The sequence below is a fragment of the Nostoc sp. genome (genome assembly GCF_036916975.1).
GTDB lineage: Bacteria > Cyanobacteriota > Cyanobacteriia > Cyanobacteriales > Nostocaceae > Nostoc.
The window spans coordinates 1-16,179 of the sequence record NZ_JBALFF010000031.1; the positions used below are offsets into that span (position 1 = coordinate 1).

14 protein-coding genes and 2 pseudogenes are annotated in these 16,179 nt (G+C 42.3%); 7 read left to right on the forward strand and 9 right to left on the reverse strand.

Annotated features, from left to right (window positions below):
* Positions 1-91: 91 nt before the first annotated feature.
* From V7K73_RS05630 to V7K73_RS05645, 4 genes and pseudogenes are all read right to left on the reverse strand, one after another.
* A pseudogene (locus tag V7K73_RS05630) lies at positions 92-418 on the reverse strand (aminotransferase class I/II-fold pyridoxal phosphate-dependent enzyme); the annotation flags it as partial.
* Positions 419-578: 160 nt separating this feature from the next.
* On the reverse strand, positions 579-797 hold the full coding sequence (locus V7K73_RS05635) for a hypothetical protein (RefSeq protein WP_334877911.1): 219 nt from the start codon (positions 795-797) through the stop codon (positions 579-581).
* Positions 798-964: 167 nt separating this feature from the next.
* On the reverse strand, positions 965-1,987 hold the full coding sequence (locus V7K73_RS05640; RefSeq protein WP_334877913.1) for a tetratricopeptide repeat protein: 1,023 nt from the start codon (positions 1,985-1,987) through the stop codon (positions 965-967).
* Between the two features lie 316 nt (positions 1,988-2,303).
* Positions 2,304-2,855 (reverse strand): GNAT family N-acetyltransferase, encoded by a 552-nt coding sequence (locus V7K73_RS05645; RefSeq protein ID WP_334877915.1) that lies wholly within the window; start codon positions 2,853-2,855, stop codon positions 2,304-2,306.
* 75 nt (positions 2,856-2,930) lie between these two features.
* On the opposite strand from V7K73_RS05645, the gene V7K73_RS05650 reads away from it, so the two are divergent.
* From V7K73_RS05650 to V7K73_RS05660, 3 genes are all read left to right on the forward strand, one after another.
* Complete coding sequence (locus tag V7K73_RS05650; RefSeq protein WP_334877917.1) at positions 2,931-4,811, forward strand: ABC transporter ATP-binding protein; 1,881 nt, start codon at positions 2,931-2,933, stop codon at positions 4,809-4,811.
* A gap of 274 nt (positions 4,812-5,085) precedes the next feature.
* The gene (locus V7K73_RS05655; RefSeq protein ID WP_334877919.1) at positions 5,086-5,361 is read left to right on the forward strand and encodes a hypothetical protein; all 276 of its coding nucleotides are present in this window, start codon (positions 5,086-5,088) and stop codon (positions 5,359-5,361) included.
* Positions 5,348-5,764: a putative toxin-antitoxin system toxin component, PIN family gene (locus V7K73_RS05660; protein WP_334877921.1), complete on the forward strand. Its 417-nt coding sequence runs from the start codon at positions 5,348-5,350 to the stop codon at positions 5,762-5,764. Before V7K73_RS05655 ends, V7K73_RS05660 begins: the two co-directional genes overlap by 14 nt.
* A 134-nt stretch (positions 5,765-5,898) precedes the next feature.
* Here V7K73_RS05660 and V7K73_RS05665 read toward each other — a convergent pair whose 3' ends face one another.
* The 3 genes from V7K73_RS05665 to V7K73_RS05675 form a co-directional block, all read right to left on the reverse strand.
* Positions 5,899-6,534 carry an acetoacetate decarboxylase family protein gene (locus V7K73_RS05665; protein ID WP_334877923.1) on the reverse strand — a complete coding sequence of 212 codons (636 nt, stop codon included), beginning with the start codon at positions 6,532-6,534 and terminating at the stop codon, positions 5,899-5,901.
* A 251-nt stretch (positions 6,535-6,785) separates the two neighbouring features.
* Positions 6,786-8,687, reverse strand: coding sequence for a molecular chaperone DnaK (gene dnaK, locus V7K73_RS05670; protein WP_334877925.1), 1,902 nt, complete (start codon positions 8,685-8,687; stop codon positions 6,786-6,788).
* Positions 8,688-9,217: 530 nt separating this feature from the next.
* Positions 9,218-10,033 (reverse strand): SDR family oxidoreductase, encoded by an 816-nt coding sequence (locus V7K73_RS05675; protein WP_334877927.1) that lies wholly within the window; start codon positions 10,031-10,033, stop codon positions 9,218-9,220.
* A gap of 212 nt (positions 10,034-10,245) precedes the next feature.
* Here V7K73_RS05675 and V7K73_RS05680 point away from each other — a divergent pair, with 212 nt between their 5' ends.
* A complete protein-coding gene (locus V7K73_RS05680) occupies positions 10,246-10,947 on the forward strand; it encodes a HAMP domain-containing protein (RefSeq protein ID WP_334877929.1) in 702 nt (233 codons plus the stop codon).
* A 17-nt stretch (positions 10,948-10,964) separates the two neighbouring features.
* Positions 10,965-11,954 (forward strand): sensor histidine kinase, encoded by a 990-nt coding sequence (locus tag V7K73_RS05685; RefSeq protein ID WP_334877931.1) that lies wholly within the window; start codon positions 10,965-10,967, stop codon positions 11,952-11,954.
* Here the strand turns inward: V7K73_RS05685 and V7K73_RS05690 are convergent.
* On the reverse strand, positions 11,922-12,068 hold the full coding sequence (locus V7K73_RS05690) for a hypothetical protein (RefSeq protein WP_334877933.1): 147 nt from the start codon (positions 12,066-12,068) through the stop codon (positions 11,922-11,924). The two genes, V7K73_RS05685 and V7K73_RS05690, sit on opposite strands and share 33 nt — an antisense overlap.
* Positions 12,069-12,152: 84 nt before the next feature.
* Here V7K73_RS05690 and V7K73_RS05695 point away from each other — a divergent pair, with 84 nt between their 5' ends.
* Both V7K73_RS05695 and V7K73_RS05700 read left to right on the forward strand, forming a co-directional pair.
* A complete protein-coding gene (locus V7K73_RS05695) occupies positions 12,153-13,610 on the forward strand; it encodes a sensor histidine kinase (protein ID WP_334877935.1) in 1,458 nt (485 codons plus the stop codon).
* A gap of 528 nt (positions 13,611-14,138) precedes the next feature.
* Positions 14,139-14,354: pseudogene (locus V7K73_RS05700) on the forward strand (AIM24 family protein); the annotation flags it as partial.
* A gap of 216 nt (positions 14,355-14,570) precedes the next feature.
* Here V7K73_RS05700 and V7K73_RS05705 read toward each other — a convergent pair.
* On the reverse strand, positions 14,571-16,031 hold the full coding sequence (locus tag V7K73_RS05705) for a DICT sensory domain-containing protein (protein ID WP_334877938.1): 1,461 nt from the start codon (positions 16,029-16,031) through the stop codon (positions 14,571-14,573).
* Positions 16,032-16,179: the final 148 nt, after the last annotated feature.

Sequence of the window (16,179 nt, forward strand, 5' to 3'; positions counted from 1 at the left end):
CTCAGTTGCACTCGATTTAATAAATCCTCAACATTTAAGAAACTGGTTTGCCAGTTGCTGCTACTGTACCTCATAACAGCCGTAAATGCTGTATTGCAAGAATGGCATTCATAAATCCCATATTGCTCCCGGCTGTGACGACGATGCAGTTTTCCCCATTGATTTCAATACCGTTGAAGGTTTGCAATTTTTCTGCAAGTGCTGTCAGCAACGGGGGAATTCCTTCAACTGATTTGTATAAATTATTAGCGGTTTCTGCTAAGAATTTGGGTAAAAGTTCTATCGCTTCCGGTGGGGGATTGTAATAAACAACACCCTGCCCTAGAGAGATTGTTCCAGGAGAGTTTTTAATCAGTTCCCCAACCACAGGAATAATTGGCGACTGTACCGCCTGCATACGAGAGGTTAGGGATTCCATATTTCCTTGTCTATCTACTTACCTGGTTTTAGTATCCCTTAATAGGGGACAACCGACTAGTACAGCTTGATGGAAATAAACTACTCCCACACTGTATGCTTGCAACAATGTGGGAATATTTGACGAAAATGATTAACCTGATTTGCGATTACCCAAAAATTTAGTCAATCGAAATCTGTTGAGGCCCATTTGCTTTGCCATTATGTGCATCTGTTCTGCTGCTGGTGTAGCTATTGGAGCGGATCTGTTGATCCAGCCAGCTTTTTACAGGATCTTCTGCAAGATTGAGCCGAAGCACACCAGAGAATAACCCACCCACAAATGAGGCTGGATGCTGGATAAATTCTCTGAATATAGGTGACAATTCATTAATGAACATTTAGAGACTCCTGGCGGTGCCATAAAAAATTATTACTTCTTAATTGATCGTAACCTGTAGAGCAGTATATGGTTGGCGGTAACGAAGTTGCTAATTTTTTGAGTTTCAAGAACAACAAAATTCCCGATTTCTTCAAGAAGTCGGGAATCTCAGTCTGCTGCATCAACCTACAGAGAATCTATAAACTGCTGTACTTTTTCCAGGAGTGGCTGATGTTCGATTTGCTGTGCTAACTCTTGGGCGTTTTGATAGCACGATCGCGCCATTTTTTTGCGTTTCGTTGTGGCGTAAAGGCTTCCCATATTCAGCAAAGTTGAAATTTCTCCCAGTGCATCGCCGAGTTGTTGATGAATCGCAATGGCTTGCTTATAGAACTTCATTGCTTGCCGATGCTCTGCCAGAGTGCTATAGGTATAACCAATATTATGAAGCGTTGTTGCCTCACCAGAGCGATCGCTGATTGCTCGACGGGTCAAAAGAACTTGATAGTAGAGCAATAGCGCTTGTTTCGGTTTTCCTAAATTACTATAGATTGAGGCAATATTATTTAAAGTGGTTGCTTCACCAACCAAATTCTTCACAGCTCGTTGAATTGGAAGCGCTGCTTGAAAAAATTCTAAAGCTTCTTCAAACTTGCCTAAGACGTTGTAAGCAAACCCAATACCATTTAGGGTTGTTGCCTCACCAGAAAAGTCACCTAACAATCGCCGCATCCTCAAAATTTGGTGTTGTAGCAACAGTGCGCGTTTCGGTTCTCCTAACCAGGTATAAATTAGTGCTACATCATTAAGAGTAGAAACTTCACTTTGAGTATCTTGCGATCGCCTAAAGATTGGTAGTGCTTGGTCAAAATATTTTAACGCTTGCGAAAAGCGTCCAAGACGGCTATAGGTAGAACCGAGGTTGCTAAGTGCAATTCCTTGTGCTGGCGCGTTGCCAATTTCAACAGCAACCGAAACCGCCTGATAAAAGCGCTCTAATGCTTTTTGAGGTTGCCAGCAACTGAGATGAGCTAAACCAAGGTCATTTAATGTATAGCCTTCTCTGGCTCGATCTGGAATTGATCTAGCCAAGTCTAAATTCTCGGTTACAAGATCGAGAGACTCTTGGAATTTCCCTCGGTGGTAGTAGCGGCTTGCTTGATCGCGCCGTTGTTCCCATTCTTTGACTCGATTTAAAGGTTGCGTCATCTGGCCTCAGTTGCATTCTGCGATAAATAGGCAGGACATCTTTTAGGAATGAACCTCTCTTAGGTTTCCCAAATTTTAACCTTAATCATCTATCTTTAGATATAAGACTTAAATAAAAAAATATGGTATCATTTCATACTTACAAAGATATACATAAAGTAATTAATACCAATAATCTAGTAAAAACGCATAGCCATAGACCCTACCAAAGACCTAAAGCATTTATTCTCTATAGCTTTATTGAGTTTGCAGCAGTGGTTTTTATATGTAGCAGTTGCTTCGCCCATGATTCTGTGGACTGCGGGATCTGATAGTTTTAAGATTGCAAAATATAAAGGGAGTGATCCGGCTGCCATTCTGTGTGTGAGACAGCGTAGTACACTACATCTAAGTTATAAAACTGAGCATTTTTCTCGTATTTCAACCCGCATTTTTCCATCACACGACGTGAAGCAGTATGTTCTGGTAGAGTGATGGCGACAATGCGATCTAGCTTGACTTTCTCAAAGCCATACCTCAAACTTGCTTTTGCGGCTTCGCTGGCAATTCCTTGATTCCAATAAGCTTCGTCTAACCGATAAAGAACTTCGACTTCCGGGCTATTGGGTAAAAAATTCAGCCCACAATGACCAATTAATTTGGCGGTGGCTTTTTCCACTACAGCCCATACACCAAAACGGTGCTGTTGCCAGTGTGTAATAAAATTTTGTAATGTTTGCTGCGTTACTTCTTTGACTTGATCTTTAGGTATAGGTCCTCTGGATGAATACCTCATAACTGCTGGGTTGCTCAAAATGGGAGCAAGTTCATCCAGGTCTTGATGAGTATAGGGTCTTAGTAACAGTCTTGTAGTTTCTATCTCAGGCATGGTATCAGAGTAGGAGGACAAACGCTACTTTAAACACGCGTATTTTTTTATAAACATTAATATAATGCTCTTACTATGAGCATCTACCAATCTCTGAAAAAATCTTATACGCCAGAGCGTCGCCGTGAAAATGACTGGCGGTTGTTTTTGCGTTTAGTGCCTTATGCCCGTCGTAGCGGACGGCTGTTGGCGCTATCAATGGGCTTACTCGTACCGATCGCCCTAGCGAATGCCGTACAACCACTGTTGATTGGCCAAGTTATCTCCCTGATTCGCAAAGAACCAAGCACTTACGAATTTCTTAGGAATCGCCCCTTGTCCGAAGGGCTAAATATCCTGGAGGGATTATTATTAGTTGCGATCGCCACCCGACTGATTTTGACAGGCTATCAGGGTTATTTAGTACAGAAGCTAGGGCAACAAATCACCGCAGCAATTCGCCAAGACTTATTCCAGCATGTGACATCATTAGCAGTACGCTTTTTTGACCGCACGCCCGTAGGTAAATTAATCACCAGAATCACCAGCGATGTAGAAGCGTTAGGCGATGTCTTTTCTACTGGGGCAATTGGCATGGTGTCCAATTTGTTTTCCATGCTGGTGATTTTGGGTTTAATGTTTTCCATCCAATGGCAACTCACTTGCGTGCTGCTATTGATGTTGTTACCAATTAGCTGGTTAATTGTTTACATTCAGCAACAGTACCGCAAAGCCAATTATAAAGGGCGAGAAGAACTTTCTATATTGAACTCACAGCTACAAGAAAATGTCCTTGGCATTAACGTAGTGCAGTTGTTCCGCAGGGAAAAATTTAATGCGGAATTGTTTCGCGCCACAAACAGCCGCTACACTCAGCAAATGGATAAAACCATCTTTTATGATTCATTTATTTCAGCCACCTTGGAATGGATTGGTCTGATTGCGGTCGCAGCTGTTTTGTGCATGGGTGGTTCATTATTATTAGGAAAAAGTTTAGCTTTTGGGACTTTAGCTGCATTTATCTTGTATGCCCAACAATTATTTGACCCTTTAAGGGATTTTGCGGAAAAATTTACGGTAATTCAAGCAGGTTTTACTGCCATAGAACGCGTAGGCGATATATTAGATGAACCGATAGAAATCCGCGATCGCGCCAATGTCCGCTTTTCAATATTTGATGCAAAATTTGGCTACATAGACGAGATCGTTGCCAATCTAGAATCCCCAGACCTCACTTCCTTGCCTGAACTGGGAGAAATCCGTTTTGATCACGTCTGGTTTGCTTACAAAAATGATGATTACGTAATTAAAGACTTAGATTTTACCATTCATCCCGGCGAAAAAATTGCATTAGTCGGCCCCACAGGTGCGGGTAAAACTTCGATCATCCGTCTTTTGTGCCGCCTCTACGAACCCACCCAAGGACGCATTCTTATAGATGGTGTAGATATTCGGGAAGTACCACAGGCAGAACTGCGGCGCTACATGGCAGTAATTTTACAAGAAGGGTTTTTGTTTGCTGGTGATGTTAAAAGCAACATTTCTTTAGGAGATGGCTATACAGTTGAACAGATTCAACAAGCAGCAGAGCAAACCAACATTGCCCAGTTTATAGAAGAATTACCCCAAGGGTATGATACTCAACTACGAGAACGGGGTACAAATATTTCGAGTGGTCAAAAGCAACTTTTAGCCTTTGCGCGGGCTGCTATTCGCAATCCCCAAATTTTGGTACTAGATGAAGCTACCGCTAGTTTAGATGTTGGCACAGAAGCTTTAGTTCAAGAGGCATTAAACCAGCTTTTGGTCAGACGTACCGCCATTATTATCGCTCACCGCCTATCTACGATTCGCAATGTAGACCGGATTTTTGTTCTCAAGCGCGGCGAATTAATCGAACAAGGAAGCCACGATCAACTACTGCAAGAAGGAGGGCTTTATGCCACTTTGCATAACTTGCAGATGTTAGGAACTTAGCATATTTTCAGAATGATCTCAAGGGGGGAAACAGCGATCGCTATCACTTTTGAGATTATGAGAAATGTGTAGTTTACCTCTGTAGGCATCCCACAAAATCATCGTGTGATGGAGGGAGCGATCGCTATAGCGGTTCTCGTTTATGTGAGGTACATCGGTAGGGGCATAGCACTGCCATGTCCCTACACAGATGCGATATAATTACCGCATCTGAATGGGAACCGCTATATAACCAACAATTGAAGTCTCTCAGTAGACTAGGAAACGGTATAACATGAGAAATTATGGAACAAAACAGGCCATGATTACTAAAGAAGAAATTACTATCAAAGTTCCTTCTGAGGTAGCAGAGGCATACCACAATGCCACTGAAGAAGAACGCGAACAATTGCAACTTAAGATTGCGGCAATTATGCAGTCTCAATTTATAACTCCGAGACTTGAGTCCATTGCCCGTTTGAGAAACACAATGGATAAAGCTAGTCTTGAAGCACAAGAGCGAGGATTAACGCCTGAAATCTTAAAATCGATTTTGAATGATGACAAATAATCGACGGTTCGTTTTTGATACTAATGTGCTAATTAGTGCATTTTTATTCAGTCAAAACAAACCACGTCAGGCATTAGACCAAGCTCAAGATATTGGCATTATCGTATTATCAAATTCTGTCTTATCGGAGTTAGAAGAGGTTTTATATCGTCCCAAGTTTGATAGGTATCTCACTAAAGAAAGGCGGCAAGAATTTCTACAAAATTTAACAGAAAACTCTCAGTTTATTGACGTGACTGAACAGATTAATGAATGCCGAGACCTAAAAGATAACAAATATTTGGAATTAGCACTCAGCGGTCAAGTAGAGTGTATTGTTACCGGAGATGTTGATTTGCTAGTACTAAACCCCTGGAGGGGCATTGAGATTCTGAATGTTAAAGAATTTTTAGCTTCTAAGTAGCAAGAGTTACCCTACACCTGACAAATACGATGGACTAGTACCGCTGCGCGGAAGTCAAAAGTCAAAAGTCAAAAAGCTTGAATTTCGCGGCTTTGAGCGATTTGGAATGGGTGGTTTATTTACGCCACACTGTACTAGATACCCATCTGACCTACAACTTTTGGCCCATCAACCCGCAAACTCAACTGCTCACAACGCACAGTTAACCAAGGCTGACCTAAACCTATTCCAGAAAAAGGACTTTCGCCGGGGATTTCTAACTTAGAACTAATCAAACCCAATACAGACTCAAATTCAGCAGGGAATATTAGCAAATCAGCACCCTTAGCGCTGAAAGCAGAGGCAGTTAACCACTGTCTCCATGCCAAGCTTTGATGATTATAGTTAAGACTACACAATTTCCGGTTTCCCTGATGCACAGCAACATGCTTTCCTTGTTCCCAGGTAAACTCAGCTAGTTCCTTTGGTAGTCCCCAAATTTCTCGACCGCCAGCTACCGAATCAGCATTATCTACATAAATATGGGAAACCCAGCCACCGATTTTTCTTTGGTAATTAACCACAGCTGGGGCAACAATTAACTCACTGTACTCCAGTACCGAGCCTGACCCGTAATGAGATAAATACACACTAGCGAGAGTTTTACCAGGCCATACAGAAATAATTTCTAACTCTAAGGGAATCAAAGGGCGCACTTGGTCAACATTTACCAAATGCAGAGTTTGGATAGCATAGCCCTGAAGTGTCCAAGGTGGTTGTGGATATGGCATAAGGGAGTTAGGAGTTGAGAGTGAGGAGTTAGGAATAAAGGGAGTTAGGAGTTGAGAGTGAGGAGTTAGGAATAAAGTTAAGAATTAAGATCAAGAATTACCAATATTAGTTCTACTCCAAACTCCAAACTCCTAACTTCTAACTCCTAACTTCTAACTCCTAACTCTTTAAAAAAATCCCCACTCAGGCATTTGTCTAAGTGGGTGATATGAGGTGGGACTAAATAATCTTCCCAAAAGAAGTAGGAGAATTATTTGCTCTCTGTAAAATCAGCGTCAATTACATCTTCGCCACTACCACTAGATGTGGAACCACCATCTTGGGGTTCAGCACCAGGCGCAGCACCGCCACCAGCTTGTTGATAAATATTGCTACCAACAGCAAATAGTGCTTGTTGCAATTCTGGGGTGAGCTTTTTGATTTGCTCATCGTCTTCTTTAGCAACTGCTTCGCGCAGTTCTTTCACCAAACCTTCGACTTTAGTCTTGTCAGCAGCCGGAACTTTATCGCCTAATTCTTGTAACTGCTTCTCAGCTTGGTATGCCAAAGAGTCGGCTTGGTTCTTGCGTTCAATCTTCTCACGCCGTTCTTTGTCAGATGAAGCGTTTTGTTCAGCTTCTCTTACCATCCGGTCAACGTCATTTTTATCCAGGGTAGAAGCCCCGGTTATGCTGATGGACTGTTCTTTACCAGTACCTTTGTCCTTAGCTGTGACGTTAAGGATACCGTTAGCGTCAATGTCGAACACCACTTCAATTTGAGGAACGCCGCGTGGTGCAGGAGGAATACCATCCAGACGGAAGGTTCCCAAACTCTTGTTATCGTTAGAGAATTCGCGTTCACCTTGAAGGACGTGAATTTCTACGTTAGTTTGACCATCCACAGCAGTGGAGAAGACTTCCGATTTTTTGGTGGGAATTGTGGTGTTGCGGGGGATAATTTTGGTCATCACGCCGCCCAATGTTTCCACACCCAAAGATAGCGGTGTTACGTCTAACAGCAAGATGCCAGTTACATCACCAGCCAGTACCCCAGCTTGAATAGCTGCACCAACTGCTACGACTTCATCAGGGTTGACGGTTTGGTTGGGGTCTTTACCCAATACCTGCTTCACAATCTGTTGGACTGCGGGAATCCGGGTAGAACCACCAACTAAAACCACTTCATCAATATCGCCTTTGTTTAACTTGGCATCCCGAAGGGCGTTTTCCACAGGAATCCGACAACGGTCGATTAAGTCAGAGCAAAGTTCTTCAAACTGAGCGCGAGTCAGGGTTGTATCCAGGTGCTTGGGGCCATCCTGGGTAGCGGTGATAAATGGCAGGTTCATTTCTGCTTGAGTGACGCTAGAAAGCTCAATTTTGGCTTTTTCTGCGGCTTCAGTCAGGCGTTGTAAAGCTTGTTTGTCTTTCCGCAGGTCAATACCTTCGGCTTTTCTGAACTTCTCTGCTAAGAAGTCAACTATCTTTTTATCGAAGTCGTCACCACCAAGGTGAGTATCACCAGATGTGGCTAGTACTTCAAAAACCCCGTCTCCTACTTCCAGCACGGATACGTCGAAGGTACCACCACCAAGGTCAAAAACGAGGATGGTTTCGTTACTCTTCTTGTCAAATCCATAAGCCAAAGAAGCAGCTGTAGGCTCGTTGATAATCCGTAGAACTTCAATCCCGGCAATTTTACCAGCGTCTTTTGTCGCTTGGCGTTGCGAGTCGTTGAAGTATGCGGGAACAGTGATTACAGCTTGGGTTACAGTTTCGCCGAGATATTTGCTGGCGTCTTCAACTAGTTTGCGAAGAACTTTTGCAGAAATTTCTTCAGGAGCAAACGGTTTACCAGCTATCGGACAATCTAATTTGACATTGCCATTGCTGCTCAGGACTTTGTAAGAAACTTCCGTAGCTTCGTTACTCACTTCCTCGTAGCGGCGTCCGATAAAGCGTTTGACTGAGTAAAACGTATTTTCGGGGTTCATCACCGCTTGGCGTTTGGCGATTTGGCCAACCAAGTTGTCGCCATTTTTTGCAAATGCGACTACTGATGGGGTTGTCCGAAAACCTTCAGCATTAGCAATTACTGTGGGTTTACCACCTTCCATCACTGCCACGCAGGAGTTCGTTGTTCCTAAGTCAATTCCAACTACTTTTGCCATTTTAGGTGCTGGCTCCGTATAACTACAAATGAATGAATGAATGAGAATATAAAGGACTAAATTTTCAACCAACAGGGTCAATAAATCAGTCAGTTCAGCATGAATACCTTTGTTTTGCCTTTTCTGGGGTTAAAACTCCAGATATGCTGATATATATACTGAAGCTTAGTGCTAGCCAGTCCATGAAGGGTGGTTTCCCGAACCTTGCTTAGGACGGTTAAACTAACTAAATAGTTTTTTTAGTTATTTCATGGATTTATTGCCTTCACTTTGTCTAATGTATGAGAATTAATACTTTCAGTAATTAGGGTGAACCGTAACGCTAGAGTCGTGTTTGCCGCCTTTAGAGGTAATAAGTTACAAAAGTACCGAAAATAGAACAAAATTAAGGTGTTGCCCGCCGTAGGCTTGGCTTTTATAATTCCGTATAATCTCGGCAATATTTGGGCATTGGGCATTGGATAAAATATTACTTAGAACTCAGCACTGGCTCAAGGCCCCGCTATCGATGTACAGCACTCAGGACTTACTCAGAGCAAAGAGAAAAGAGTTTCCCAGTTAATTGCAGGCGGTCTTTGTCCCTGGTTGACTATTTCAAAAATTTTATTGGAACTACTTGGGATTAAAAGGCATTCTACACAAGCGTTTGCTACATCAATCCGGCTGGTATCGCCCGAAAGTGTATCCCCAGTACCTACAACCACACCGTATTTACCCCCTGTTTTTGCCTTTAGGAGGGTGTTGAGGTCGTATGAGGTATATGGCCCGTCAATCAGGCGTCCTGGACGGATAATGGTGTAGGGTAATCCTGAGTTAATAATCGACCCTTCGCCCTTCTGCTTGGCATCCAACACGCCAAAAGCATTAAGAATACTAAAAGGAAACTGATTTTTCCGCTCAATTCCGCAAGAAGAGACGAAAACGAACCGCTTCAAATTGCGGGGTGCTGCTGCGACTAGGTTGCTCACACCTTGGGCATCGACCTTTGCCGGACTATTCTTTGCTTTTGCTTGACTAGATTTGGGGTTAAGGAAAGTAATTCCCCATTCAATCAAGTTTGGGGATTGCTCAAACTCCCATCGCGCAGAGGGAAAAGCAGTGGTTCCGGTACAACTGATGATCTGGGTGACATTTTGTGTTGCGACTGGTAGTGTAGCTGGCTGGCGGATGTCACCAACGGCAATTTCTACTCTGTGGTTAAACATTTCTTCGGCTTTTGCGGCATTGCGTGTCAAAACGCGAACTTTCAAACCCTTTTCTAGTAACTTGCCTACCGCCAGTTGCCCGACGCCACCAGTAGCACCAGCAACTAGTACCAAATCTTCAACTGAATCAAAAGAAGTCATAAAGTGCCTTTGAGATGGTCTATTGTTAATCTACTCAAAAAATGCGTAGGCGTAGCCAGGCGTAGCTCATCGCCATAGTTCCAGATTAAAAATTTGGCTAATGGCTGTTGACTCTGTAGCTTTCAGGCACACAAGTGGGAATTTTAAAATTAGGGCAAGCTCCCCAAAACTGAATTAGCGCAGTAGCCAGCACTTGAGGTTTCGAGCAAGGAATGAAAATTAGTCAGAAATTAATTTCGGGAATTCTAGGAATAGCTACTCTCTCAGTAATTACTGGTGCGATTAATGCTCATCAACAATTGAAGATAGCTAAGTATCTTGCTCAACAAGAGGCTGAAGAAGTTGCTGGACTAATGGGATATTTTGTAAGTCATGAACTTGAATACCACGAAATCCGATCGCAACAGCAGATACTAGCCCTGCAAGAGCATGTTCAATGGCTACACAAGCAACGCCAGCGCGATATAGAAATTGTAGACCGCAATAAAATCATTCTGGCAGATGTATTTGCCCAAGACATTGGTAAGCGATTAGATAGCGATCGCAATAATGAAGTTGGTAAAACTATTCAAGATGGTATACCAAGAACATACATTGAGTCCAGCCCTGAGTACCCAAAAGGGATTCGATTGATTGCTGTTGCTTTTAAGACTGACAATGGTAAAACAATTGGTGCAGTAATTCTGGAATATACACCGCTTTATGAAGCAGCACTAGCAACAGCCCAAAAAAATATTGTTGCCACGTCGGTCATCGGTTTGGCATGTGGCATACTGGCACTATCAATAGGCTATTTGATATCTAGAAGCATTTCAAAACCAATTAAACAACTCCAGCAAGCTGTGGTAAATCTGGCTGATGGTAAGCTGGATACCAGAGTTAATATTCGCTCCCAGATGAGATTGGCGAGTTAGCTACCTCGTTCAACAAAATGGCAGACGATCTGCAACATTCCAGAGATGAGTTGCTCAATGCTAACGAACAATTACGAGATGAAATTGTTGAGCGTCACCAGGCAGAAGCAGAAGTTCAGCAAGCTCTGAAAGACCTACAAAAAACCCAAATTCAATTAATTCAATCGGAAAAAATGTCGAGTCTGGGTCAACTAGTGGCGGGAGTTGCCCATGAAATCAACAATCCGGTTAATTTTATCTACGGTAATCTTCAGTACGCTGATGATTATACTCAACAGATACTGCTGTTAATTAAGCTTTATCAGAAACATTACCCCAACCCAGAGCCAGAAATTCAAAATGCTAACAAAGTGGCCGATATTGAGTACCTAACAGAAGATTTCCCTAAAATGTTAACCTCAATGAAAATGGGGGCTGAACGCATCCGGGAAATTATTCTCGGTTTACGAATTTTCTCTCGCTTGGATGAAGCTGAGTTTAAAACGGCTGATTTGCATGAAGGAATCGACAGTACCCTGTTAATATTGCAACACCGGATCAAGGCACAAAATAATCGCTCTCAAATTCAAGTAGTCAAAGAGTATGGTGAACTACCTAAGATTGAGTGTTTTGCAGGGCAAATGAATCAGGTATTTATGAACCTCTTAGCAAATGCAATCGATGCTTTAGATGAGGCTTTCCAAAAAGAACTTTGTCCAAATCCCTTGATTCGTATTTCTTCCGAACAGGTAAATGAAAATGCAATCATTCGGATTGCTGATAATGGATTAGGAATTTCAGAAGCAATCCAGTCGCGTTTATTTGACCCTTTTTTCACCACAAAACCAGTTGGTAAGGGGACAGGTATGGGCTTATCGATCAGCTACCAAATAATTACTGAAAAACATGGTGGATCTTTGCAATGCATTTCATCGCCGGGACAGGGTGCAGAGTTTGTAATTGCAATTCCAATTCGAGCAATTAAATCAGCACAATTAGCAACCTGCGATCGCACTACCTATGGGTAAAATTAGCGTGAGTAGTTTTTCAACCCCTAACTGCGACGCAGAATAGCCCGTCGTAGACATCGCCCTTAGAGGGGGAATTGCGCCCGAATTGTTCGGTTCTACCACTGTCGTCATTACACAAATAGCTTTAACCTCTTAGGTAGTAGTGAGTCTACCCTAGACGCTGTTAGTCGCTCTTGAATTAAGGGGTGAAAGCCTGTGTACAAATGGATATTGCCAAGTCTGAGCGAAATCTTGGCTGAAAATCAATCAAGTGTGGCTGAATGTTCACCTGCTAAAGCAGAGCGGCAGTGGCGTGTCAGCCTAGCAGCGACAGAACATTTGCTATTAAATACTTTAGCAGCTGCTTCAGTTGACACAACTCAAGGATTAGTGTTAGCTGCACCAGCACCCTTATTTAGTCAGCCAAAACTGGCTCAAAGTTTACAAACAGTTACTTTTACCGCAAAACCATTTAATCCCTTGGCGCTGATGCCATTTCAGATGCCAGATGTAATCGCCTCTGTAAATGAAGAAATAGCTCCCCATGAATCGGTACTTTCCTTATTACCTGCCGATCCGCTAGGTGCAGAACAGTTTTGCTTGATTTTTACAGAAAAATTTAGATTAGTGCTGGTTTTAGCAACGCACAAAAACGGTAAAAAAACCTTTTCATTTTCTTTTGAGCCAGAGGTAGTACAACAGGCTTGGCGATCGCTAGGAGCAAGGGTAATGCTGGCTAATCCAGAATTTTTTGCCCGCCTGGATACATTAGTACAAGAGTATTCTCCGGTAGCGCCAGATTACCGCATCATGATTGAGTTTAGCCAGTTGTTGCTTCAAGAATTAACAGAAGCAGAAGAGACTAAGGACTCAATAGGAACTGGAGACAAGGAGGATAAAGAAAATAATCCATGCCCAATCCCTCAAGCCGAATCTGCAAATCCTGATGTGGAATTGCTCCAAGCTTTTGCTCACGAAGTCCGTACACCTTTAACAACTATTCGCACTATGACTCGGCTACTGCTGAAGCGGCGAGATTTAGATGTCAGCGTGATCAATCGCTTAAAAATTATCGATCATGAGTGTACCGAGCAAATTGATCGCATGGAGTTGCTGTTTAAGGCAGCGGAATTGGAAACTACTACCTCAGCAAAATCATCAAAAACTCAACTCACGCCGATGTCTTTAGATCAAGTGTTGCAGCAGAGCATTCCCCGTTGGGAACAAGCAGCGCATCGGCGGAACTTAACTTTAAATGTTGTTTTACCCCAGCAACTACCAACTGTGGTAAGTAATCCCATGATGCTAGATCAGGTACTCACTGGTTTGATAGAGAATTTCACTCGCAGCTTACCTGCTGGTAGCCATATTCAAGTACAAGTTATTCCGGCGGGAGATCAACTTAAGTTACAATTATCGCCCCAATTTGGGTGCAAAGATTCAAGTAAAGCCGCTATACCTGCAACGCCGCCAATTCGCAAAGCTTTAGGTCAATTGCTGATGTTTCAACCAGAAACGGGTACGATTAGTTTGAATATGGCGGCAACTAAGCATTTGTTTCAAGCGATCGGTGGTAAATTGATTGTGCGCCAGCGTCCACACTATGGGGAAGTTTTGACGATTTTCCTCCCTTTAGAAGTTAGCAATAAACATAAATTTGGAGCTAAAACTTAGGAGTGAAGATTCATTAATTATTATTCAAAATTATAAATATTCACTCTAAATTAACGTGATTTCGACAGACATCTCCCTGCCTTGAACTAAAGTTCAAGTCTGTCCCTCTGGGGGCATCCTAATGAGTGTTTAAGTCTTTTCCCTCACCCCCAGCCCCTCTCCCAAATTTGGGAGAGGGGAGACATAATTCTAGTTCCCCGAATCCCAAATCTAGGATTCGGAGAGCGAGAATTTCAAACTCCCTCTCCCAAATTTGGGAGAGGGATTTAGGGAGAGGGTGAAAACTACGGTTCTCAACTTAGATAAGGTTTAATTAGGTTGACCTATTTTTTCTGAACAGAGATAATTCATTTTCATAAAATAGATTTTGTGTAGCAATCTGATTAAATTTTTCTAACTTGCCATCTCTAAAAATAGATGCCAAAAATGTATATAAATTCTAGTTAATAGCCAAGTACACATTTCTAAAAAAATCAAAAGAAAAATTATGGCAAGTTTTGAAGTAATCGAACGAGACGAAATGACCGATTAGTTGTGGATGGAAATTTTGCCATCGCTCGTACAGCTACCTTAGATTATCGCGTTGAAAAAGCTACCAAATCTCTTTTAGGTTCAATGACTTCTGGTGAGTTTCTCGTCAATACTTTTGAAGGAACTGGTACTGTATTGCTGGCTCCTGTACCTTATTGGCAAGTGATGATGCTCCGCCAAATTAGGGCTACGCTACCAAAAACTTCTAGCTAATAATTATTGGTAAGTTTAACTTATCGCAAGTCTTTTGACAAGCTTGTGCGATGCCTGCGGCGGGCTACGCCTACGCTAATTTTCTAGAATTGCCGTGGGTAAATCTAGTTATTAGTCATTAGTTATGGGTACTAATGACTAATAACTAAAATTTTTATAACTCAAATAGGATTGCTATAACACCATAAAGTTAACTTAGGGGATAATTGTAACTCATCACTCATTTTCGATTGCGATCGCTTTTGGGGTATCGTTAACACTTGGCAGTTGGACTGTAAATGTGGAACCTTCATTTAATTTACTTTTCACAGAAATAGAACCGCCAGAGCGCACCAGCAATTGCTGTACAATTGTTAACCCTAACCCAGCACCACCATAATCTTCATTTGCTGCTGTACGCACACGATAAAATCGGTCAAAGATTCTGGGAATCTCGCTTTCGGCAATACCTATACCTGTATCGCGGAATTCTAATTGCACATAATCGGTTTGAATTCTAGCCCGCACCCATACTTCACCCCCATTAGGAGTAAACTTAATGCTGTTGTGCAGCAGATTAATCACAATCTGCCTCAGCCCACCACTTACACACCAAATAAATGGAAGTTCAGTGGGTATGGTGTAGGCTAGCATAATCCCTTTTTCTTGGGCTAGAGGTTGGTAGGTACTGACTACTCCAGGGACAATATCTGAAAGCCGCACCGACTCTAAAGCTGTTCCCTCTAAATTACGTTCCAGTTGCAGCAGTTCCAATAAACCAATAATCAGGGAATTTTGCTGATCGCATTGGGTATTTAACATCTGTAAATAACGTTGTCGCTGGGGGGGTTTAAGATTAGGGGAATTCAATAACGAAAGTGCTGTTTTCATGTGCGTCAAGGGTGTACGCAATTCCTGACAGACATTTTTTAGGTATTCATCTTTGATTTGCTCTTTGTTATGCAGTTCTTGATTTTGCTGCTGCAACTTGGTGGTGCGGACTGTGATGATTTGACGATTAATTTCATCTTGTCGCAGAAGTTGTTTTGCAAACAGTTGATTCATCAGTGTGCCTTGGGGCGTAGGACAAATAAAATCAACAGGTATTATTGGAGATGATTCTGGCGTAATCGCTTGTTTGATACCATCTAATACTTGCTGAATTATTCTCCCCTCAAGAGTATTTATAATCAGCAACGGCTGGTTTTTATTGGTATTTACCTTTTCCGATGTCTTATTTTTACGTTTCTTAAGTGGTCGATGAGCCAAAATTAAACTGCAAAACTGGGGTGATAACACCATCAGAAAGTTTTCCCGTCGCATTTGGCTATCTGGTGATAGTTGAACGGGGACATGATGAGGGAATGAGGGGGATGAGGAAGATAAGGGGGTATTTTCTTCGCCTGCTCCCCCTGCTCCCTCATCTTCGCCTTTCCCACTTTCGTCAATCTGGCAAGTATAAATGAGATTAGACGCACTTACCGAGGATTGATAACGCGCTAGTTCTGATTGCCAAATTTTTTCTGGTGGTAACTTCACCCATAAAGTGGCTGCAATTTGCTCCTCAATTAGTAAGTCAATTTGCGCTCTCACCAGTGATAGCAGAGTAGCAGGACTGAGGGATAATGGTTTAGGAGGCGCTTGCACTCCCATAACCAGTTGATAAACAGACAGATCCTTGGCCAGAGAAACATTCATGAGTCAAGCACAATTTGGATGAAGCAAGAAATAATTCTGTCTTCGATTTTCACCTTTATGTGTCCATTTTTTACAAAATTTCCACTGAAAGAAATATTAAGTATATAAAACTCTGCCTCAAAGGGAGTAGGGGATGAGGGGGATGAAG